This window comes from Sorangium sp. So ce124 (assembly GCF_051525235.1).
Lineage (GTDB): Bacteria > Myxococcota_A > Polyangia > Polyangiales > Polyangiaceae > Sorangium > Sorangium atrum.
Map to the genome: position 1 here is coordinate 2,792,393 of NZ_CP150312.1, position 22,107 is coordinate 2,814,499.

Here is a 22,107-nt window from a genome sequence, read left to right on the forward strand (position 1 = left end):
GCGCCTGACGTGGCGCCGAGTCGATAGCAATGGAGGAGCGCCGCTCGTCGCAGGTGACAGAACCTTCTTCGACCGTGCGCGTCGATGCGGCGGGCGTCCTCCTGCTCGAGCGCGTCGGAGCTCGCTAGGCGCTCTTGCTGGGCAGCGCCGTGCCTGCGGCATACCCATCGACGAACTCTTGCAGCTTTCGCATCTGGTACGTCCGCACGAGCCCCCTGAGCTGCTCGAGCCACGGGCCGAGCCGCGGGTCGGCTTCCTCCATCCGCGCCGCCTCTGCCACCACGTTCCGGACGCGCCCTGACGCCACCAGCCGCGACAGGAACGCAAGCTCCTCGGCCGAAGGCGGCACCAGCGGGCCGCTCTGCCGCGCCGCCGTGGCAGGGGCCTTCTCCTCCGCATGAATCCATTCCACGCCGAGGAAGCGGTGGATCTTGTCGAAGAGCGCGCCCGCTTGCACCGGCTTGTGCACGGCGTCGTTCCAACCGGCGCTGATGCCCTCCTCCCGCTCGGCTCCGGAGACGTTCGCCGACGAGATCAGGATGACGACCTCGCCGAGCTCGGGCATCTGCCGCAGGCGGCGCGTGGCTTCACGGCCGTCCATGCCTGGCATGACCAGGTCCATCAAGATGAGCGCCGGCCTCCGCTCCAGGGCCAGCCGGAGCGCCGCCTCACCGTCCTCGGCCTCCACGACCTCGAAGCCGATCGGGGCCAGCAGATCGCTCATCAAGGCACGGTTGTGCGGGTTGTCGTCCACGACGAGGATCGTGCGGCGCTCTCCGCGATACCCGGTGATCGTATGCCATCCGAGGGCCCTGTCGGCGCTCGCGGAGGCAGGCCCCGCCGCGAGCGTGAGCGTCACCGTGAAGGCGCTTCCTCGGCCGAGCTCGCTCTCGACCTCGATCGTGCCGCCCATCTGGTCGACGATCTTCTTCGTGATGGCGAGGCCGAGCCCCGTCCCGGCGCTCTTCGCCTTGTGATCGCCGAGCTGCTCGAAGGGATCGAAGATGCGCGCGACATGCTCCGCGGCGATCCCGGGGCCCGTGTCCTCGACCCGGAGCCGCAACGTGCTTGCTTCATCGGGGCCGCGCTTCAGCTCGTCGATGACGAGGGCGATGCTCCCTCGCTCGGTGAACTTGATGGCGTTGCTCAGAAGGTTCAACAGCACCTGAGTCAGGCGCTTCTCGTCGCCGTAGAACGCGGACGTCGCCCCACCGCGTATCTCATGGGTGAACGCGATGCTCTTCTGGTCCGCGCGCACGCGACACAGATCGACCACCGTGCGCACCAGGGCCTGCAAATCGAACTTCTTCGAGACGAGATCCATCTTGCCGGCCTCGATCTTCGCGAGGTCCAGCACGTCTTCCAGCAAGGAAAGGAGGTGCTCGCCCGATTTCTTGATGACTTGCACCCCGTCACGGCTCTTCGGGGAGAGCTCGGGCGCGCGAGCGAGGACCTGGGCATAACCGAGGATGCCGTTGAGCGGCGTGCGCAGCTCGTGGCTCATGCTCGAGAGGAAATCGCTCTTCGCCCGGTTCGCCCGATCGGCCGCCTCCTTGGCGATCTGGAGCTCGGCCGTGCGCTCCTTGATCTTGGACTCCAGGTCCCGGTACAGGACGGCATTCTCGACGGCAATGGCCGCCTGCGAGGCCAGCACCGACAGGAACTCCACGCGCGCAGGAGGGAACGCCGACGGCACGTCGCGGTGCTCGAGGTACAGCACGCCCACGAGATGGCCCCTGTGTGTCAAGGGCAGGGCCAGCAGCGAGAGCACCACGCGCGACGCGAGGTAAGGGTCGATGGCGAAGCGCGCGTCGCTCGTCGCATCGCCTGTCACCACCGGCTCGCCCGCGCGGGCCGCGTACTGCACGATCGTCGCCGGAACGTCGTGGCTTTGCCCGAGCGGCTCCGACAGCCCCGTCTCGATGCGGGCCCCCTCCACCGACAGCCGCGCCACGACGGAGAGCGCCTCCCCTTCGCGGAGCACGAGGGCGCCGCGCTGCGCCCCCGCGTTCGCCAGCAGCAGCTCCATCAGCCGGCCCACGACGCGCTCCGGGTCGAGCTCGCTCGAGAGCGCCTGCGCCGCGCGCACTGCCGTGTTCGCGTCGAGGCTCGCGCCCGTGGAGGCGCCCGTTGTCGCCGTGGTCGCCGCCGCCGTCATCGCGCGCTCGACAGGCGCCCCCTGCATGGCCGCCTTGAGCAAGGCAGGGTATTTTGCGTTCAGGTGGGCGACCACGTTGACCGCGCCCCAGCGCGCATAGGCGTCGCGAGCCTCGCGCAGGTACATCGCCCCGATGTGCCTCTTGCCCGTTTGCAGCCGGAACTCGGCGGCGAGCTGGATCGAGAGCGCCTCGATGTGGAGGAAGCGGTGCTCGCGCGCGAGCTCGATGGCCTCGTCGTACCTGGCGATGGCCTCCTCGGTCTCGCCGCGGACGCGGGCGTATTCGGCCTCGGCGAGGCGCAGCTTGTGGACGAAGTTCGGCGCGCAACCTTCCGCGAAGTACCGCAGCCGCTCGAGGCCGTGCTCGATGTGCTCCCGCAGCCGCGCCTGCTCCTCGGCGCCGGCGGCGTCCTGCCAGCACTTCGCCGCCGAGAGGGCGAGGAAGAACGGGATATCCGTGACCGGCGGCATGCCGAGGATGTCGGCTCGAGACTGGTCTGCCTCCCGCGCCCGCGACAGCGCTCGCTCCCACCTGCCGGTGACGCCGAACAGATAGACTTCCAGGGTGCGAGCGAGCCCTCCCGTGAACCCGTCCCCGTCGGCCAGGAGGGAGTGCGAGCCTCGCGACAGCGGCTCGTCCTTCAGGAGCTTCGGGGCGCCTTCGGCGGTCATCAGCACGTCACAATAGGACGCGATCGCCTCGAAGTGGTGCCTTCCCACCGCGTCGCCCGCGCGCTGCACGAGATCCCAGCGAGCCTTGACCTGCGCGTCGACCTGGACGAGCGGCAGGCCACGCCAGACGCGGTAATAGAACAGATCGGCGAGGAGGCCCCAGCTCGTGCCCTGGAACGAACCGAGCTTCAGGCCGGCCGCCATGCCTCGCTCATAGAGGGCAGCCGTCTCGTCGACAGGCCTGGAATAGACCATGTAGATACCATGGAGCACCAGGCACTCGGGGAGCATCGGGGACCCGACGCGCTCTGCAGCGCGCACCCCGGGCTCGACCCACCGCAAGACGCGGCGGTACATGCCCGTGGCCACCGACCAGACATTGGCGAAGCTGCAGAGCATGAGGGTGGCAGCTGGCGTGAGGGCCCCCCGTCGCACCGCCTCGGAGACCAGGCGAACGATGATGAGCGTGTAGAGCATCGGCCGGCCGCCGTAGATGGAGCAGAGCTGCGTCTGCGTCATCAGGGCGTCGATGAGCCGGTGTTCCGGGGACTGCTCGGGCGGCATTCGGTCGAACGCGCCGAGGTCCTGCTCCAGCCATCGATCCAGCGCGGCGGACTCCTCGAGGAGCGCCGGCTGACACGCTTCGTCCGTCTCGGGGAAGGCGAAGCCCCGCTCCGCGAGCGCCGCGATACCAAGCCCGATCCCCCGCGCATACCGGCCCGTCGCCAGGCAGCAGCGGACGCGGATCTCCTGCGCCGACAGCCAGGCCGCCGCCCCGACAGGCCTCGCGAGCAAGTCGAGCGCACGCCGCTCGACGTCCTCGAAATCTCGCAACAGATACGCCGCCTCCAGCTGCTCCAGCGCTATCTCCACCGACAGCGCCAGCTGTTCCTTGGCGGCTCGCTCGCCGAGGAGCGCCTGCGCGTTCTCCAGCAGGGTGGCCATCAGGCGGTGGGAGCTCGCGGCCTTCGCGACGCGAGCGGCCTCCAGGTTCATCCGCGCGACGTCATTGAGCTCCTCCACGGACGTGAGCCGCGCCGAACCCTGGTTCATGTGCCGCGCGAGCTCGAGGAGCTGCTGAGGCGTGCCTCCTTCCGCGCGATACCGCGCCCAGAGCCGCCGGCCGATCTCGAGGTGCGCGAGGACGCGCTGCTCCGGCGAGATCCGCTCGTAGCTCGCCTGCTGCACGCGGTCGTGCAAGAACCGGTACGAAGCGTCCAGCGCTCCGTCGCCCACCCCTCCGAGCGCCTGCGCGGGGCGATACGCCCCGTCGACCGGCACGACCAGCTCCTCCTGCAGCGCCGGCCATAACGCTCCTGTCACCCGGGCGGGCTCCCACCCGCTCAATCGCTCCAGATCGTGGAGGTGGAACGTGTGCCCCGCGCACGCCGCGAGCCCCATGAGCTGCTGTGTCGCGTCCGGCATTTCTCGCACTTTGTCTGTCAGCAACGACACGACGTTGTCGGTGATCTGCGCTCGCTCCAGGTCCGCTTGATTCCAGCGCCATTCCCCGCTCTCGGCGTCCCTCGCCAGGAGCTTCTGCCGGTGCAGGGAGAACAGCAGCTGCTCCAGGAAGAACGGGTTTCCGCGCGTCTTTTGCCACTGCACACGCGCGAGCGGCTCGACGCGCTTCGGCTCGCTCTCGAGCGTGCGCGAGAGCCACTTTTGCACCTGCTCTTCCGACAGGGGGCCCACCGTCAGCCTCGATACCTTGGCCTCGCTCGCCTCCACTGCCTCGACGAGCTTCCACAGCGGATGCTCGGGCGGCGTCTCGTTGTCACGGTAGGCCGCGATCACCAGCAGCGACCTTCGCTCCACGTCCGTCAGCAGCGTCTGCAGGATGATCAGCGTGGCGCTGTCTGCCCACTGCATGTCGTCCAGGAACATGACGAGCGGCGGGTTCGGCGCCGTGACGGTTCGAACGAAGTTCAACCACGTCAGCTTCTGCCGATTGAGCACCTGCTCGCCCTCCGCCGGCGGCACCGGCGGCAGCTTGCCCATGACGAGGTCGAGCTCCGGGACCACGTCTGCGATGAGCCGCGCGTTGTCCCCGACCTCGTTCCGGATCCGATCTCGCCAGGTCTCCAGGACCGCCTTCGGGCTCGAAATCCATTGGCGCATCAGGCCCCCGAATGCCTGCGCTATCGCGGCGAACGGCGTCGACCGCGCGAGCTGGTCGTGCTTGCCTGCGATCAGGAGGCCGCGCCCCGCCTTCGCGATGTCGTGGTAGACAGTGCGCACCAGGGCCGTCTTGCCGATGCCCGACGGTCCGCCGACGAGCAAGAGCTCCGCCGCGCCTCGCTCGGCGCGGGCGAACGATTCGCCTACCCGCTCGACGTCCCGCTCCCGCCCCACGAGCACCTGCGGCAACCGCAGCTTCCGCGAGAAGTCCTTCTTTCCAAGCGAGAAGGGCGCCGCCGTACCGCGCTGGTGGAGCGCGCGGAGCGCCTCCTCGAGATCCTCGGCCGCGCCTCTGGCTGTCTGGTACCGCCGCTCGGGATCCTTCGCCAGGAGCTTCGATATGATCGCCGACACGCCGCTCGGCACCTCCGGCGCGATCGTGTCGAGCGGAGGCGGGCTCTTGGCCAGATGCGCGTGCACCAGCGAGAGCGGATCGCGGTCCGTGAAGGGCCGCCGCCCCGAGAGCACCTCGAAGAGCGTCACGCCCAGCGAATAGAGATCCGTGCGCGTATCGAGCGCGCGCGCCGTGCGCCCCGTCTGCTCTGGCGAGATGTACGCCAAAGTCCCTTCCAGCGCTTCGGGGATGCTCGCCTCGGTCGCTTCCTGCGACAGCAGCGAGGCGATGCCGAAGTCGAGCAGGGTGATCTGCTCGTACGTGTCGTCCACCAGCAGGTTCTGCGGTTTGACGTCCTTGTGCATCACGCCGGCGGCATGCACGCCCTCGAGCACCTGAGCAAGGCGTTGCCCGAACCGCAGCCCGGCCACCACCGGCAAACGACCGTGCTTGGCGAGCACCTGATCCAGCGAGCTCGCTCCAGGGTTCTCGAGCACCAGCGCCGCGGTGCCGTTCCGCTGCTCGAACGCATGCACGCGCGCCACGCCTGGCACCGCCGCGAGCTGCTGAAGCACCTGATGCTCGTGGACCAGCCGCCCCATGACGCGCGGGTTGGGTACGTCGGCGAGCGGAAACTTGATCGCCACCTGCGCGCCCGAGGGGAGATGCACCGCGCGACAGACGCGCGTCTCGCTTCCCTCGTACGCGATATCCCCCAGCGCATACTCAGTCAGTTCCATGCCCGAGCCCCTCCCATCCATCTGCGCCCCGGCCCGATAGCCGAGTGTGCGCTAAACTAGCCTGGGCAGGGCAACACAAGTCAATGCAAATTTGAAAGACGCTTCGCGACTGCCACATTCGCGCACCCTACGCACGTGCTGGGGCACACCCGCGTGCGCCGTTTCCAGATCGTGACCAACGTTGCGCAAAGTCGTACACGTCGGCACACACACAGTTTGATGTGTCCTGGTGTTCTCGACGTGAAGGATGTTACAGATGCGTCGTGTGAGCGCTTCGCAGGGATCTTCGGAACCGCGCTGCCGGGGCGACGCTGCATGCTTGACCCTTTACAGTCGTCACGCTCCTTGATAGCGTCCAGCTGCGTTTTTCAGGCGCTGGGGGGACGATTTTGACGCAATTCAATGGCTTCGTGGTCGCGGTCGACGACAATCCCGCCAACCTCGACACGCTCCTCGACGCATTGTCGAGCGAGCATCTGGACCTCGCCGTCGCCACGGATGGCAACATGGCGATCAGCTTGATCGAGCGCGAGCAGCCGGATCTCGTCCTCCTCGACGTGATGTTGCCAGATATCGATGGCTTCGGGGTGTGCAAGCGCCTGAAGGCCAACCCGCAGACCGCCGACACGCAGATCGTCTTCATGACCGCCTTGAACAATCGGGAGCACCGGCTGCAAGGGTTGAAGGCGGGCGCCGTCGACTACATAAGCAAGCCCTTCGATACCGAGGAGCTCCTTGCGCGGATACGCCCGCACATCGCCGTCCGGCGCATGACGCGGGCGTTGCAGGAGAAGAATGCGAGCCTGGAGTCGGAGGTTCGGCAGCGCGTCGCCGTCGAGGCCGCGCGCGAGGCGCTCCTCGTCGAGCTCATGACCCGCACCGACGAGCTGCGCGAGGCCAAGGAGGGGCTCGAGCGCGAGCTCGTCGAGAAGGGCCGCGCGAACGCGGAGAAAACCGCGCTGCACGAGCAGGTCATCGCAGTGCAGCGCAGCCGGCTCCTCGAGCTCTCCACGCCGCTCATTCCCATCACGGATCGCATCCTCGTCATGCCGCTCATCGGTACGATGGACAGCGACCGGGCTCAGCAGGCCATCCATGCGATGCTCCACGGCGCCAGCAGCCGAGGCGCAGAGTTCGTCATTCTGGATATCACGGGCCTCAAACGCGTGGACGAGAGCGTCGCCACCATGCTCCTCGCCGCGGCCAGCGGCCTGCGGCTCCTGGGGACGCGCACGGTGATCACCGGGATAGGCTCGGAGGTGGCCCGGACGCTCGTACACCTCGACGCACCCCTGCAGGGGGTCGTCACGAAGGGCACGCTCCAGGACGGGATCGCCGTCGCGATGCACGCCTCCCGTCATCGGGGATAGGGCGTCTGCCCTGCCGGAACGAGCCTCAGGGCGCCGGCAGGAGGATCCGCGCGCCGCGAGCGAGCGTCACGCCGTCCACGTGGCCCATCAGCGGTCGCTCCGGCAGGACGACGTGAAAGTGCGTGTTTGACCCCATGTGCGTGAAGACGCCGTGGTGGTGCTTCGAGAAGAAGCCCACCAGCACCCCCTCGACGGCGGGGAGCGCTCCGCTCACCGACGCCCGGACGTGGTCGGCGTGGCCTCCGCCGGGGGTGAGCTTTTTCCCGTCGATGACGTGCCACCGGAGATCGCGGAAGCCGCCGCGCACCTGGACCGGGACGGCGCCCTCCGTATCGAGGCCGCGCTCCCGCAGCAATGCCTCGATGTGCGCGTCGATTTGCCCGTCAGGCACGTCGGCGTCGAGCGTCGCCTCCTGCCACCGCGCGACGTTCGCCACCACGAAGAGCGTCGCCTGCTCCTCCGCCCCGGCGGGGCGGACGTCGAGGGTCCCGTCGTCGCGCGCATAGGAGGTCCAGATCGCGTCGTCGACGACGGTGACCTCCCCGCGCAACCCGCTGAGCGCCCCGACCCCGAACGCGCGCGGGCCCGGCACCACATCGCCGATGCGCACGGCGGGCCCCGTCTGCCCCTCGTGCATGATCGCGCGCAGGGCGCCGAACGAGCGGACCTGCACCACCGCCGGAGCGCCCGGCGCGGGTCCCGCAGCGGTCTCGCTGGAAGGCGTGCAGGAGGCGATCGGGGACATCAGGAGAGCTCCGAGGAGCCCGAGAAGAAGGTCATGGAGAGTCGCTCGCATCGCTCGCATCGGGTTGCTCCTCTGTCGCGCGCGTCACGCGCGAGAGCGCACGATTCAGGGCGTACAGCGCGCGCACCACGGCGGCGCGCTCCTCGCAGGGGATGGCGTCCACGATCGCCTGGAACCGCAGCAGGCTTTGCTCCTCGAGCCGCCCCGCCATGCGGCGCCCGGCCGAGGTGAGCCGCAGGCGGCGGACCCGTCCGTCTTCCTCACTGACGTCCTGCTCCACCCGGCCATCGTCACGAAGGCGCTGTATCAGCCGGGTGACATTGCTCTTGTCGATGCCGAGCGCCCGCCGCAGGTCGCTCTGGGAGAGATGCTCGCCCGCCCGCTCGGCGTCCGCCAGTACCGTCAGGGCGTGGGCCTCGCGCGGCGCCACCCGGACACCGCACGGTGTCCGCTCCTCGTCCAGGAGACCGAAGCCGCGAACGAAGGCGCGGACCTCCGAGCGGAGCTCTCTCGTGGTCACCCTCCGAGGAGAACACAGATGGTTGCGGTGCGCAACCAATTTGGAGGCGGGGACGTTCCGCTCCGCGGCCACCCATGGGCGCCGAGCCGCCCCGGGGTGTGCGGCGCCGTGGGCCGTATCGCGCGGCTCGTCGCTGGCGTTGCCGGTGGCGCGCGTGCCGGGCGCCTACCTCACCCCGCGAATCCTGCGCTGTGGATGGCCCAGCCCAGCGCGCCGCCGCCGACGACGAGCCAGGTCGAATTGACCTTGAAGCGAAAGAGCAAGAGCGCGCTCGCGGCCGCCAGCAGCACGGTGGGCAGATCGATGAGCGAAGCGCGACCGAGCTGCAACGTCACGACGAGCATGAGGGCGAGAGAAGCGACGTTCACCCCATCGAGGACCGCCCCCGCGACCGGCGAGCGGCGCAGCCGCGGCACCAAGGGGCCGCTCACGGCGACGAAGAAGAACGCGGGCAAGAAGATGCCGACGGTCGCGACGAGCGCGCCCGCAGGGCCGGCCAGCACGTACCCCACGAACGTCGCGGTCGTGAACACAGGCCCCGGCGTGACCTGCCCCACCGCGATCGCGTCCAGGAGCTGCGCCTCGGTCATCCAGCCGAGCCGCTCCACGAGATCCGCACGCAGGAACGCGAGCAAGACATAGCCGCTGCCGAAGAGGACCGCGCCGGTCTTGAAGAACACCCAGAAGAGCCCTGGCAGCGTGACCGACCCTGCGACGGCAAACCCGGGTAGCCACGGCGCCAGCGCCGCCGCTCTGTTGCCGGCGCCTGTATCTTCATCGCTCGGCGCCGGAGGGCGGGCGGAGGGCGCCCCGCGGCCCCTGCCGAGGCGGGCGAGCGCCACGCTGGCAGCGCCCGCGCCGAACAGCACGGCGAGCTCGTTCACGCCGAGCCACGCGAGGACGGCTGCCAGCACGCCGAGGAGCCTGAGCGACCTGGTGCGGGCGGCCTTCGGCGCGAGCGCGCCGATCGCCTGCACCACGACCGCGATCATCACTGGCTTGATGCCGTAGAGCAGCCACGTGGCTGCCGGCAACGTTCCGAAGCGCACGTAGGCCCAGCCGAGGGCGCCCGTGATGAGCATCGCGGGCAGGATGAAGCAGATGCCGGCCACCGCGAGGCCTGGTCCTCGCGCTCGGTCGTAGCCGATGTGGATCGCCATCTCCGTCGAGTTGGGGCCGGGGATGAGGTTCGTCGCGCCGAGCAGGTCGAGGAAGCGCTCCTCCGAGAGCCACTTGCGCCGGCGCACGACCTCGTCCTGCATCATCGCGACGTGCGCGGCAGGCCCCCCGAACGCCGTCACGCCGAGGCGCAGGAACAGCCACGCGAGCTCGCGCAGATCGGCCCCCGTCCAGCGCCGGACCGACGTGGGAGAGGTGGTCGATTCATTCACGGCGCGCTCCGGCGCCGCGCCAGGCGCGCGTCGACGGACAGGCGCCCCGCGCCGACGACGAGGAGAAAGAGCGCGCCCAGCAGCATCGCCCAGTCCGTCCTCGCCTCGTGGGCCATGCTCCAGAAGCCGTATTGCGGCATCTTGCGCACGTGGAAGCCCAGGATGTCTTGGCCGAGCAGGATCGGAAGCTTGGTCGAGACCAGCGCCACGACCATGTCGATGACGAGCAGAGCGGCGGCGACCCGGGTCAGGAGCCCCGCGAGCACGAGCGCCCCGCAGACGATCTCGACCACCCCTACGAAAGGTCCCATGGCCTCCGGCCAGGGGATGCCGATCTTGACGAACCTTCCGGCGCCGAGCTCCGCTGGATAGATGAACTTCTGGAGCCCTTCGGACAAGAAGACGGCCCCGACCGAGAGGCGGACAAGGAGCGTCGCCGCAGGCGCATCGGAATCGAGCATCTTGCGCAGGAGTTTCCTCATTTCGTTCCAGCCCTTCTCGAGGGAGTGTGGATGTGGATCTTCCAGAGGCTCACCCGGATCTCTCGATGCGCCGTCGAGATCATGGTTCGAAGCGCGTAGACCATCCTGGTAATCTCGTCAACCTGGACGCGCTGCCGTACGGACGCGGCCTGCGGCCTTCCGGCTCGGTCGTACAATCGAACCCGGCGCCTCCGCATCGGCCGGCTGGGAGCTCCTTGGTATCGTGATCCATGGCTCAAACCGCCCGCATCGCAGGTCACGGGATGGAGCCGGCCGCTGCGCTCGTGACCGGCGCCTCCAGGGGAATGGGCTGCTCGATCGCACAACGCGCGTGGAGGGGCTGAAGCACGGGTAGCAAGCTGGGGCGCGGTGCGGAAGGGAGGTAACGCCCATGAACAACGACGGATTGTTGCGGCGGACGCTGGTGCTCGCGACCAGCGGCATCGGCATGAGCGCCGTCCTCGGCGCCTGCGCGCGTCCGCGCGACGCGGTGGCCCGCGAACCGAAACAGGAAGGCGGCGCCGGGGAAGGCGACGAGGTCACCCCCGGCGAAGATCTGATGCGAGAGCACGGGGTCCTGCGCCGGGTCATGTTCCTGTACGACGAGGCAATCCGGCGCCTGGATGGGCCCGAAGATGTCCCGGGCGACGTGCTCCTCTCGGCTGCGGGCGTCGTGCGCCGGGTGATCGAGGACTATCACGAGAAGCTCGAAGAAGACTTCCTGTTCCCCCGCTTCGAGAGGGCCGGTAAGCACACCGATCTCGTCGCGGTGCTCCGGCGGCAGCACCAGGCGGGGCGCCTCGTGACCGCCGACGTGCTCACGCTCGCGAGGGAGCCGCTTCGCGAGCAAGCCGCCCGCCGCAAGCTCGCCGACAGGCTGCGCGCGTTCAATCGGATGTACCGGCCGCACGCGGCGCGCGAGGACACGGTGCTCTTTCCCGCGCTCCGGGCGCTCGTCGGCGCCAAGGCGTATGCCGAACTCGGCGAGCAGTTCGAGGAAAAGGAGCACCGCATGCTCGGCGACGAGGGCTTCGAGAAGGCGGTCGCCGAGGTCGCCGCGCTCGAGGCGGCGCTCGGGATTGCCGACCTCGCGAGCTTCACGCCAGCCTAGGGGAAGGTGCGACGGGAGCACTCGGGCTTCGCGAGCGCCGCGCAGCGATGTGGCCGGCGAGGTCATCGTCGGCCATAGTGTCCACGTGTTGTATGTCCGCCACGTGCCGGGTCCGCCGCTTTCGGCGCACGTCGCCGAGCTCTGGTACCTTTCGGCTGCTCCGCCTCACGCCGCCGAGCGCATCCTGCCCTCCGGTACCCTCCAGCTGGTCGTCAACCTCGACGAGGACGAGGTTCGCATCTACGACGGCCCCACCCTCCGTCGCCACTCCGGTGCCGTCGTGTCGGGTGCGTACCAGTCCTCCTTCGGCGTCGATACACGCGAGCACGCGTCGATGGTCGGGGTCCACTTCCGCCCCGGTGGCGCGTGGCCGTTCCTCGGCGCTCCGCCCGGCGCGCTGACCGACACGCACGTCGACCTCGCGGACCTCTGGGGGCTGCGAGCGGCGGAGCTCCGCGAACGCCTGTGCTCGGCGCCGGAGCCGCGCGCTCGCTTCGCGCTGCTCGAGCGCGCGCTGCTCGACCGCCTTTCGGATGCGCGCCCCGGTCATCCCCTGGTGCCGCACGCGATCGCGGCGCTCGATGGAGGCGAAAGGCGCGTCGCGGACGTCGCGGCCACGCTCGGCATCAGCCACCGTCGGCTTGTCGACGTGTTCACCGCCGAGACAGGCCTCGCGCCGAAGGCCTTCGCCCGGATCACACGCTTTCGGAAGGCGCTCTCGCGGGCCGAGGGGGAGCGCGAGCCGGACTGGGCCCGGCTCGCTGCCACGTCAGGGTTCTGCGATCAGTCGCACCTGATCCGCGAGTTCGTGGCCCTCTCCGGCAATTCGCCGACCGCGCTCGTCGCCCAGTCCTCCCGCGAACGCGTCAAGTTGCATCACATCGCCATCGCCGCGCCGGATGGGGCGCGCGGAAGGGACCGGCGACACGCGCGAACCCGAGGCGTCCTGACTGGATGACCGCGAAGGAGCGGCGCGGCGTCGGGATGCGCCGCGGCGCGGCCGGCGCATAGCTAACCCGCCGATGCCTCGTGGAGCTCGATCGGGTTGCCGTCGGGATCTTCGAGTTGAATCTGCGCGCCCCCCATGCCGCGCTCGATGTCGTTTCGGAAGGGTGTGCCGGCCGCGCGGAGTCGCTCGATGATCGCGGCGAAGTCGTCGACGTAGAGGACGATGCGGTTCCAGCCGCCCGCTGTCTGAGCGCGGCCGTCGGGCATGGGGCGCGCGCCGGAGCTGCCGGGGCCGCTCAGGAGCAAGCGCAGGTCACCGCGGGAGACCGTCGCGAACGCCGTACCGGACCGCAGGTCGAGCGTGAAGCCCAGTTGCTCGGTGTAGAAGCGAGCGGCGCGATCGACGTCCGTGTTCTGGTAGCGGACGACTGCCGAGGTGGCATCGGGGTTTCCTGCTGCCGAGGTCGATTCCTCCGGCGCCTCGTGAAGCTCGACCGGGTTGCCGTCGGGATCTTCGAGTTGAATCTGCGCGCCCCCCACGCCGCTTTCGATGTCGTTCCGGAAGGGCGTGCCGGCCGCGCGGAGTCGCTCGATGATCGCGGCGAGGTCGTCGACGTAGAGGACGATGCGGTTCCAGCCGCCGGCGACCTGAGCGCGGCCATCGGGCATGGGGCGCGCGCCGGAGCTGCCGGGGCCGCTCAGGAGCAAGCGCAAGTCACCGCGGGAGACCGTTGCGAACGCGGTGCCGGCCTGCAGGTCGAGCGTGAAGCCGAGCCGCTCTGTGTAGAAGCGAACGGCGCGATCGACGTCCGTGACCTGGTAGCGGACGACGGCCGAGGTGGCATTGGGGCTTTGCATGGGCGAAGTCGACTCCGTGCTGTGGGAGATGCAACCTCCGAGGGAGAGGATGACCAGCATGAGGATGATCTTGAGGATGATCTTCATGCGCGGATTCTGTCGCCCGCGCGCGCCGCCGTATTGGACAAATTGGAAGCCGCGGCGGTCCGGGCCGTCATCGCGGGCACGGGCACCTGGTCTTCGACGTCGTGTCCCACGAAGGCGTCGCGACCCCGATCGCCAAGGAGCCGCCGGACGTCGGGGTGACGAGCGCTTCGCTGGCCCACCTCGCGCGCTCGCGCCGGGGCGATCAGCGCTGCCTGTCGAACTTTTTGATCGCTTCCGGGCTGACGGGGGTGAAATAGTTCACGAGGTTGCCGTCCGGGTCGCGGAAGAGGAGCGAACGGTTGCCCCAGGGCATGGTCGTCGGCTCCTGCACGACCTTACCGATGACAGGAGCCAGCCGTCGATATTCCGCGTCGACGTCGCTCACGCGAAACTCGACGATGACGGAGTGGTTGTCGGCGGGGTGCGCTGCTCCCGCCGCGAAGAGATCCATGGTGCGCCGGTGCGCGATGGCGAGGGTGCACGAAGGCGTCTTCAGCTCGGCGAAGTCTTCGGTGTACCAGGTCGCCGCGACGCCCGTGACGTGCTCGTAGAACGCGACCAGACGTTTGGTCGCGTCGGTGATGATGCGAATCGAGACGAAATCCATGACGGCCTCCTTGCGCAGCCGCGGCTGCGGAGTTGACGCGCATCCCATGTAGTTTGCGCCTGCTGACAGCGTGGCGTCAGCAGGGGCTCTTCAGGCTCGTGGACATGCGCCGCGCCGAACGACCCTTCGCCATCCTCCATGTGCTGCGTGTCAATGTTTGACCATGCCGGGAGCCGCAAGGCGGTGGAAGAGTCCTGCGCCGTAGTGTCCGCGGTCGCAACCCGGGACGTTCAGATTGCGATTGCCCGGCGCGCCCGGGTGCGCTCTTCTTCGATCCAGGAAGCGGGAGACTCTCCCGCGAGCGCGCCGCGATGAAGCCCTCGTACGAAGCTCGTGCACCAGAGATCGTGACGGAGCCCGAGCAGGTGGACCGGCTGCCGGCGCTGATCGAGCGGATCGCGGAGCAGACGCGGCGCGATGCCGAGGGCCGGCGGCCAGATCGCGGGCAAGCTGTGGAAGGGCGCGAAGGCCGCCGGGAAGGGGCTGATGAAGGGCGCGAAGATGGCCGCCGCCAAGAGCGCGGATCTCGCGCAGCCGTTCTTCAAGCGGGCCGGCAAGGCCCTCGCGCGGGAGAGCGCCGAGGAGACGCTCACGAAGATCCTCAAGGAGTCCGCCGAGGAGGCGGCCGACGACGTCGCGTCGAAGGTGGGCAAGCAGGCGGCCGAGAGCTTCTCGGACTCGCTCAGCCGGCTGCGATCGCAGAGCGACGAGCTGCTCGAGGAGCTCGCGGAGGCCGCGGACGGCAGCCTGTGGAAGTCGTTCAAGCAGGGCGCCGCGGAGCTCGGCGAGGGCGCCGCCGATCGCATGAAGAAGCTCGGGAAGAGCCTTGGCGCGGCGGCGAAGTCGGCGAAGGACACGATCATCGCCGTGAAGACGTGGAAGAAGGTGACCGAGGAGAACCTCCTGAAGTCGCGGAAGGTGAGCAGCATCCTCAAGTACACGGCCCTGGCGAACGGGTTCAAATACTCGAAGAAGATCGGCGGGAAGCTCACCAGCTCCATCGACGCGCAGTACCACGACCCCGGGGATCTCGACGCGGCCTCGGACGGGTACAGCTTCGGGCCGTTCGCGCTCGGGAGCAGGAGCGGCGTCTACGACGACCTCGGGGACCCCGTGGGGGGCACGGGCGATGACGACGATGATGACGAGACCAGCAAGACCGTGGTTGGCGATCGGTTCGCCTGGAGGGGCGACGCGAGCGCGAGCGCGAAGGCGCGCGTGAGCGAGCGATTCTCGTGGTCCGATCAGAGCGACGAGAGCGGCGGGAGCGCGGGTGTGGACGACCGCTTTGCCTGGATCGTGAGCGACGCCGCCACGTCCGGCGCATAGCTCCACCCACCAGGAGTCCAGGTAGCCTGACCGCCTCGTCCTGCTGTCGTGCGCGTCACAGCACGCCTACGGCGTCACGAAGATGACCGAGAGATCATCCACGTAGAAGGAGCCCGTGGAGTTCGCGCCCATCCAGGCTCTGACCGCGCCGAAGTTCCGCGCCTGGTTGAGGAAGTAGCTCGGGATCGCGACGTCGAGGCTACCCGACGCCATTCCCAGGAGGGAGATGCTCGCCGTCGCCGCGGTCGCGCTGATGTTGAACGTCACCTGTACGCTGAACACCTGCCCGCGTTGATACGTTCCAAAGACCAGGTTGCTGTCGTCGTTGACGCGCACCGTTCCGTTCGTGAGAAAGTCGAGGTGCAAGAAGCTCTTCAGGTCGCTCAGCGGCTGGTTGAAGCCCTCGAACTGCAGCGTCGGGACGCCGCCGTCCGCGCCTGGAATGTAGAGCCTGGCGGTCGCCACGTATTGACCATCTCCGCGGAAGGCGCTGAAGCGACCCTGGATCGACGTCACGTCGTTGAAGCTCGGGTGCTGAATGAGCACCCACTGCTCGTTGGCCTCGCCAGCCGGCGAAGCGGCCACCATCACGTTGCCGTTGCCGAGCGCCGTCGCGACGGTGCCGACCGTTTGCTGCGAGCTCGGCAGCTGGGATGCGGCGTCCTGGTTGAAGCCGGCGCTGAGGATCGTCTCGGCCGTGCAGCCTGTGAGCAGCGCCGGCGCGGCCAGCAGCGGCAGACCCAGGATCGTGCGCCGAGAAACGAGGAGCGATTTGCCGGTCCCATGATCTTTGGCGCGAGCAGACTCGATCGTTCGATTGAACGTCATGTTCATCTCCGTTGTGTTGAAGCGGCCCACGCACGACGTGCATGGCTCGGTGGTCGAAGGGGCGTTGCCGCCGAGAAGCGCGGCGTACGGCGGCAGGTTTCGCAATCGTCATGCCACGGCGAGAGGGCCGCGCGTCCGCCGACGGGCCCCGGCGTTCGCGCCGAAAACGAGGCTCATCGCTCGCCTGATCCCGGGAGAAGAGCACGGGGCTGCCGAGCACCCTGTCTCTCGGAAGGAGACACCTGTTCCCCCCGGAGAACCAGCGCGGGCAGGGATGGCCTGCGGAGGAGGGCTCCGCGCCGAGCGACGCGCTCGGTTCGCCCCGGGTTTCGAGGAGGCGTGGCGGCGGACCGCAGCCGCTCGGACGGCATGGTCCCAACCCAGGCCCAACCGGTGAGCTTGGGGCCTGGCGAGCTCGCGGCGGACTGCGCCGACCCGACCACCTTCCGGATTGGCTTTGCGCGGATTATCCTCCCCATCCAGGCTCATTGTAAGGTGATATTCAAATGCGTAAACATCGCGGAGTTTTGCCGTCGGCGTTCGTCATTTTCTTCAGCTGTGCCTGCGGTGACGCTCCATCCGGTCACCCCGTTGGTCAGGGCGGCGGGGGGCTCGGCGGTCAAGGTGGCGCGGGCGGCGTGGGGGGCGGCGGCGCAGGCGGCATGGGCGGGAGCGGCGGTGTGGACGGCGCAGGCGGCATGGGCGGGGGCGGCGGCTCTGGCGGCGCAGGCGGCACGGGCGGAAGCGGCGGTGCAGGCGGCACGGGCGGGGGCGGCGGCGCAGGCGGCACGGGCGGGAGCGGCGGCGCAGGCGGCACGGGCGGGAGCGGCGGCCAAGGTGGCGCAGGTGGGGAGGGGCCTCAGGCTGCGGAGACGATCGATTTTGATGTCGTCAGATTTTATGCGACCGGCTCGAGCTATGTCGGCACCCCATTCGCGCTCGCCGACCTCAATGGCGATGGGCTGGTCGACGGCGCGCTGGCGCTACGCAGCGCGAATAGAGTGTCGGTGCTCCTCGCCGACGGCAAGGGTGGGTTTCTTCCTTCGACCGAACACGTCGTGAATGGTGCGCACGACGTCGCCGTGGGCGACGTGAACGGCGACATGAAACAGGATCTGGTCGTCACGCTCCTGAGCGCCGGCGGCGGCGTCCGCGTCCTGCTCGGCAACGGCGACGGCACGTTCCAGGCCCCGATTTCGAGCCCGGGAGCGGACTATATGTCGCCCGTCCTCGCGGACGTGAACGGCGATGGGAAGCTCGACGTCGTGGCGAGCAGCAATGGCACGAACATCACGATCCTCGCGGGGGATGGCGCGGGCGCGTTCACGACGTCGAGGACGATCACCGGGACCACGAATTGTCGATTCATCACGCTGGCCGACCTCGACAGCGACGGCGTGCGGGACATCGTCGGTTATGACACGGAGCTCTCCGCACCGGTCGTCAGCGTGCGCTTCGGTCAGGCCGGCGGCGTGTTCGGCCCCGTGACGAAATACACGATCTCCGCGCGAGACGGCGTGCCGGTCGGCAGCGCGGCTGATCTGGCGGTCGGCGATCTCGACGCCGACGGCAACCCCGATATCGCTGCCGTCGATGCGAAGGGAATGACCCTCTTGATGGGTAGCCCGTCGGGCGCGCTCTCGACGACCAGGCGCGTCCCGGCGGGCCTCGCGCCGAGCGGCGTCGTCATCGGCGACTGGGACAGCGACGGGAGGCAAGACATCGCGGTGCAAAGCATGGACGACTCGATCCTCAGCGTTTTTCGGGGTGACGGGCTCGGGGGGCTCGAGCCCCGGGTGACGTACTCTACTGGAGACCGTGGCTCACGCGTCCGGTCGGGGGATCTCGACGGGGACGGCAAAGCAGATCTCGTCATGTCGATGAGCGGCCTCGTGGTCGCGCGAGGTCGCGGAGATGGGACGTTCCACGCAGCTCCGGCGCTCCTCGGGGGCAAGGGCGCGAGAGGCGCGGCGCTCGGCGATTGGAATGAAGACGGCAAGGCCGATGTGGTCGTCGCGTATACCGGCGGCCGGTCGCTGTCGCTCTTCGTCGGAAGAGGCAGCGGCGCATTCGAGTTGTCCGTGGCCATGCCTGCCGGCGGCGTGGATCCGGAGCAGGTCGTCGCGTGGGACGTGAATCGTGATGGGCACCTCGACGTCGTGTTCGGCACCGTCGAGGCGGGAAAGGTCGGTGTGCTGCTCGGCGACGGCGCAGGCTCGTTCGACCCCGTGGCGCTCCACGAGGGCGGGAGGAGGATCGCGCTCGCTGACATGAACGGAGACGGCGCCGTCGATATCGCCGCGACCACCTTCGGCGAGCTGCGGGTGCTCCTCAACGACAAGGCCGGCGGGTTCCTGCCGCCGAACGCGTATCCCGCGGGCGCGAACATCCTGGACGTGACGGCTCGCGACTTCAATGGAGATGGAAACATCGATCTGGCGACGGCGAACTACGACAGCGACGATATTCGGGTCTTGATCGGCAACGGAGACGGCACGTTCGCGGCGGCCACGAGCCTCCCGGTGGGGAACTCCGCGTGGACCGTCGCGCCCGCCGATTTCACGGGCGACGGCGTGCTCGATATGGCGTTCGCGACGGTGGGGAGCGCGAGCGTCATCGGCGTGGTACCTGGCCAGCCAGGGGGCACGTTCGCGGCGCCCATCACCACGCCGGTCTACTTGCCCCTCGAGACAGCGCTCACGACGGCGGATTTCGACTCCGATACTCGGCCCGATATCTTCCTTGCGCAAGGCGGAGGTGGCACGGTGGGTGTGTTTCGCGGCAAGGGCGACGGCACGTTCGACGCAGCGCTCGTGTACCAAAGCCTCTTCACCAGGGCGGTCGCTATCGGAGACGTGAACGCCGACCGGAGGCCGGACGTGCTCGTCGTCTCCACCCCAGTCCAGCAGGACGGGAGCGTGAACGTCTTCGTCAATATCTCTCATTGAGGCCACCTCAGGGCAGCGTGGCTGTCGTCGTCGCCGTCCCCGGCAGCGCCGACCCTGCGCCGGGTTCATGGACGGCAGCGGAGGGCACGACCGGATGGACCTGGGTCCCCCGGCTCCACCGCAGCAGATTTTTCCGCCCGGACACCGTCGCCTTGCGGCATGATACACATAGCCAATGCCGCTCTGCGGCAAGCCGGCGGCCCCACCCTCAAAGAGCTGGATCCAGCTGCGCCGTCGGCATCGACGGCGGTGGTCGGCAACACCGAGCGGGCCGGAACCAGCGCCCGAGCGCGGCCGGACTTCGCATCGTGGACGCGGCATAGGCCGGGTCGCGCAGCCGCCCGGGCGGCGAGCGGGCGCCGGGGGGCGGAGCACGGGTCTTGCACCGCACAGACCAGGGGTCGAATTCTCTTTACGCTCGCAAAGCAGCCTGAGATGCTTTGCGCTGCCACGAAACGGCGCAGGACAAGGGCATCGTTTCCGGGGCGAAAGCATCTTGGAGGGGTACCATGCCGATCTCAGTGACAGTCAAAGGGAAGACGTACGAGAGCGACGGTCATTACCATGCGGAAGAAATCATGCTCGCTTCCGTCAGCCGTTCAGCGAACCTCGTCGTGGAAATGAACGGTTGGCCGTGCACGGGCGAACGGCACCACAATTGCCACAAGCGCTTTCTTGCCGAGTCCGCCGGCCGCACGATCACGGTGACCATCACGGACGATCACGCCGGCTACGCCGCGAACCATGGCCGCAAATTCGGGCAAACAGGGACGATCACCTACACCAATGGCGTCGCGACCTATGGCTAGAACGTCAGACGTATAGGAAGGCGTCGCGTCCTCTCGCTCACCACGGGCACGCCGGGCTCGTCTGGCCTCACCGGGAGAGCTCCGCGCCGGGCGTGTGGTGGCGCGTTCACCCGGAGCTCGGGAGCGCGCTCATGTCGGTCATCGCCATCGCCACCGCGCGCGGCGAGGGGCTCGACATCGTCACCGAGGAAGTTGCCGATCCACCACGCGCTGGCCGCGCTCGACGAGCAGACGGTGTTGACAGTCCTTTCCAAGGAGCGCCCCCGACCAGCCCAGCGCCGAGCGAGACGCGACCCGTCGACCAGCTCGCTCAACTCGCGCTCACGACGAGCTTCGATCTCTCGTCCCTCGAGCGGCACCGCGCCCCCTCCACCTGGGCAGCGGGAGAGACGATGATCGAGATCGGGTATACGACCAGCGCCCAGCAGATAGAGCAGATCCGCGCGCTGTTTCTCGAGTACCAGGCCTCGCTCGACGTCGCTCTCTGCTTCCAGGGGTTCGACGACGAGCTCGCTCGTCTGCGCGGCTCCTACGCCTTCTCCTCGGCGGACGGTCGCCCGGTGCGGCGCGACGCGCAGCAATTTCATCGCGTCCGCAGGCCTTGCGCCCGCGTCGCGGCGGCGTAGCGGCGCACCGGCTCCGGGCGCGGGCGCGCACTGGTCGGCCTCTTGCATGCTCGTCGAGCGGGCGCAGGAGAGCGGAGCTCGCAACGACGGCAGGCGTGCTCATGCGTGCCGAGAGCGCAAGGAGTCTGTTCGATGAAGCTCAAGAAGAATCGCAGGGTCGAGGATTACATGAGCACCGCGGTCATCACGCTGAAGGAGGCCGACACGATCAGCGCCGCGAATCTCGAGATGAAGCTCGCGGAAATCCGGCATATTCCCGTCGTCGACGCGAAGGGGCACGTCGTCGGGATCGTCTCCGATCGCGATTTGCTCCGCCACGTGAGCCGCCTCGACGCCAAGCCCATCCCGATCGAGTCGATCATGACCCGGCGTGTCCGCACCGTGCGAGCGACGACCCCGGCCGCCGACGCAGCCCAGATGCTCCTCGATCACAAGATCGGCTGTCTGCCCGTGGTCGGCGACGAGGAGCAGCTCATCGGGATCATCACCGAGACCGATTTCCTGAGCATCGCTCAGCAGGCGCTGCGAGGCGTCGACGTGACCCACAGCGCCGGAGATCGCTAGAAGACGGGCGGTGGATGGCGAGTCCCCGTTCCTCCTGAAGCTCACCTCCGGCGGCACGCTCTGGGTCGCCGGCACCTTCTACGGTTCCATCGACGTCGGCTCGGGTCCCGTCGCGTCGCCGAGCACGAGCGGATTCGCCTTCCGCATCCCGGCGCGTAAGCAAATTCAGAAGGCCGGGTAGCAGCTCTTGCCGTCGGTGGTGATCGGTCTGTCCTCGGGCTCGGCCTGCGTGAGGTCGATGGCGTGGAGATCCGTCACGTCGTCATGGCGCAGGCAGTAGACGAGGGACGTCGCGTCGGGAGCGATCGTCGCGCTATCTATGTAGGTGCCGGGCTCGGCGAGCACGAGGGGGGATATCATGGCTGTGGCCATGTCGTAGACCAAGAGGGCGCTTGTCGCTACCGTGGTGTCGTTGGCCGGAACATCGATGGTTCCGACGAAGACAAAGCCGCTGCCGTTGCCGAGCCAGCTCGCCGTCGTGAGGAGCCGCTCGGACCAGCGCCCCCGCCGCCGGAGGTGCCCGCGCTGCCGGACGTGCCCGCGCCGCCGGCGGTGCCCGATGAACCGGTGGACGACGCGGTCTCGATTGTGCACGCCAACGTCGAGCTCGCGACGATCGCAACGAGACTGAAAACTGGCCAACTGTTCTTCGTTGGAATCATGCGACCAGCCTAACAAATTCTACTCACGCGCATTTGTCTTTCAATCCGGCTGGATCTCGGGCTCGACCAGGTGCGCTCGAGCTCCATCGTCGGCTTCGACTTCGAGCTCAAGACCGTCGAGTAGTTGCGCCAGGGTC

The 22,107-nt window shown here is 68.6% G+C and carries 18 protein-coding genes; 9 read left to right on the top strand and 9 right to left on the bottom strand.

The window, feature by feature from the left end:
- Positions 1 to 124: 124 nt before the first annotated feature.
- Positions 125 to 6,085 carry an AAA family ATPase gene (locus WMF19_RS10715; RefSeq protein ID WP_437898985.1) on the bottom strand — a complete coding sequence of 1,987 codons (5,961 nt, stop codon included), beginning with the start codon at positions 6,083 to 6,085 and terminating at the stop codon, positions 125 to 127.
- A gap of 389 nt (positions 6,086 to 6,474) precedes the next feature.
- Between WMF19_RS10715 and WMF19_RS10720 the strand changes: the two genes are divergently transcribed.
- Positions 6,475 to 7,455 carry a response regulator gene (locus WMF19_RS10720; RefSeq protein ID WP_437898986.1) on the top strand — a complete coding sequence of 327 codons (981 nt, stop codon included), beginning with the start codon at positions 6,475 to 6,477 and terminating at the stop codon, positions 7,453 to 7,455.
- A gap of 25 nt (positions 7,456 to 7,480) precedes the next feature.
- On the opposite strand, the gene WMF19_RS10725 is transcribed toward WMF19_RS10720, so the two are convergent.
- The 4 genes from WMF19_RS10725 to WMF19_RS10740 form a co-directional block, all read right to left on the bottom strand.
- Positions 7,481 to 8,200 (bottom strand): acetolactate decarboxylase, encoded by a 720-nt coding sequence (locus WMF19_RS10725; protein WP_437898987.1) that lies wholly within the window; start codon positions 8,198 to 8,200, stop codon positions 7,481 to 7,483.
- Between the two features lie 31 nt (positions 8,201 to 8,231).
- Positions 8,232 to 8,630, bottom strand: a complete 399-nt coding sequence (locus tag WMF19_RS10730) for a MarR family winged helix-turn-helix transcriptional regulator (protein ID WP_437898988.1) — start codon at positions 8,628 to 8,630, stop codon at positions 8,232 to 8,234.
- Positions 8,631 to 8,890: 260 nt separating this feature from the next.
- Positions 8,891 to 10,111: a chromate efflux transporter gene (gene chrA / locus WMF19_RS10735; protein WP_437898989.1), complete on the bottom strand. Its 1,221-nt coding sequence runs from the start codon at positions 10,109 to 10,111 to the stop codon at positions 8,891 to 8,893.
- Complete coding sequence (locus tag WMF19_RS10740) at positions 10,108 to 10,593, bottom strand: DoxX family protein (protein WP_437898990.1); 486 nt, start codon at positions 10,591 to 10,593, stop codon at positions 10,108 to 10,110. Before WMF19_RS10740 ends, chrA begins: the two co-directional genes overlap by 4 nt.
- A gap of 391 nt (positions 10,594 to 10,984) precedes the next feature.
- On the opposite strand from WMF19_RS10740, the gene WMF19_RS10745 reads away from it, so the two are divergent.
- Entirely contained in the window at positions 10,985 to 11,704 is a 720-nt protein-coding gene (locus WMF19_RS10745; RefSeq protein ID WP_437898991.1) for a hemerythrin domain-containing protein, read from the top strand.
- Between the two features lie 49 nt (positions 11,705 to 11,753).
- Positions 11,754 to 12,662 (top strand): AraC family transcriptional regulator, encoded by a 909-nt coding sequence (locus tag WMF19_RS10750; protein WP_437898992.1) that lies wholly within the window; start codon positions 11,754 to 11,756, stop codon positions 12,660 to 12,662.
- 53 nt (positions 12,663 to 12,715) lie between these two features.
- Here WMF19_RS10750 and WMF19_RS10755 read toward each other — a convergent pair whose 3' ends face one another.
- On the bottom strand, positions 12,716 to 13,597 hold the full coding sequence (locus WMF19_RS10755) for a VOC family protein (protein ID WP_437898993.1): 882 nt from the start codon (positions 13,595 to 13,597) through the stop codon (positions 12,716 to 12,718).
- Positions 13,598 to 13,799: 202 nt separating this feature from the next.
- On the bottom strand, positions 13,800 to 14,204 hold the full coding sequence (locus tag WMF19_RS10760; RefSeq protein WP_437898994.1) for a VOC family protein: 405 nt from the start codon (positions 14,202 to 14,204) through the stop codon (positions 13,800 to 13,802).
- A 417-nt stretch (positions 14,205 to 14,621) separates the two neighbouring features.
- Here WMF19_RS10760 and WMF19_RS10765 point away from each other — a divergent pair, with 417 nt between their 5' ends.
- Positions 14,622 to 15,533, top strand: a complete 912-nt coding sequence (locus WMF19_RS10765; RefSeq protein ID WP_437898995.1) for a hypothetical protein — start codon at positions 14,622 to 14,624, stop codon at positions 15,531 to 15,533.
- Between the two features lie 66 nt (positions 15,534 to 15,599).
- Here WMF19_RS10765 and WMF19_RS10770 read toward each other — a convergent pair whose 3' ends face one another.
- Positions 15,600 to 16,361: a hypothetical protein gene (locus WMF19_RS10770; protein WP_437898996.1), complete on the bottom strand. Its 762-nt coding sequence runs from the start codon at positions 16,359 to 16,361 to the stop codon at positions 15,600 to 15,602.
- A 506-nt stretch (positions 16,362 to 16,867) separates the two neighbouring features.
- Here WMF19_RS10770 and WMF19_RS10775 point away from each other — a divergent pair.
- The 5 genes from WMF19_RS10775 (at position 16,868) to WMF19_RS10795 (ending at position 21,489) form a co-directional block, all read left to right on the top strand.
- Complete coding sequence (locus WMF19_RS10775; protein WP_437898997.1) at positions 16,868 to 19,309, top strand: FG-GAP repeat domain-containing protein; 2,442 nt, start codon at positions 16,868 to 16,870, stop codon at positions 19,307 to 19,309.
- 509 nt (positions 19,310 to 19,818) lie between these two features.
- Complete coding sequence (locus WMF19_RS10780) at positions 19,819 to 20,118, top strand: hypothetical protein (protein WP_437328617.1); 300 nt, start codon at positions 19,819 to 19,821, stop codon at positions 20,116 to 20,118.
- A gap of 131 nt (positions 20,119 to 20,249) precedes the next feature.
- The gene (locus WMF19_RS10785) at positions 20,250 to 20,744 is read left to right on the top strand and encodes a hypothetical protein (RefSeq protein WP_437898998.1); all 495 of its coding nucleotides are present in this window, start codon (positions 20,250 to 20,252) and stop codon (positions 20,742 to 20,744) included.
- Positions 20,745 to 20,876: 132 nt separating this feature from the next.
- Positions 20,877 to 21,308, top strand: coding sequence for a CBS domain-containing protein (locus tag WMF19_RS10790; protein ID WP_437898999.1), 432 nt, complete (start codon positions 20,877 to 20,879; stop codon positions 21,306 to 21,308).
- A gap of 10 nt (positions 21,309 to 21,318) precedes the next feature.
- Positions 21,319 to 21,489 (top strand): hypothetical protein, encoded by a 171-nt coding sequence (locus WMF19_RS10795; protein WP_437899000.1) that lies wholly within the window; start codon positions 21,319 to 21,321, stop codon positions 21,487 to 21,489.
- Here WMF19_RS10795 and WMF19_RS10800 read toward each other — a convergent pair.
- Positions 21,474 to 21,902, bottom strand: a complete 429-nt coding sequence (locus tag WMF19_RS10800) for a hypothetical protein (RefSeq protein ID WP_437899001.1) — start codon at positions 21,900 to 21,902, stop codon at positions 21,474 to 21,476. The genes WMF19_RS10795 and WMF19_RS10800 overlap by 16 nt on opposite strands.
- Positions 21,903 to 22,107 lie beyond the last annotated feature (205 nt).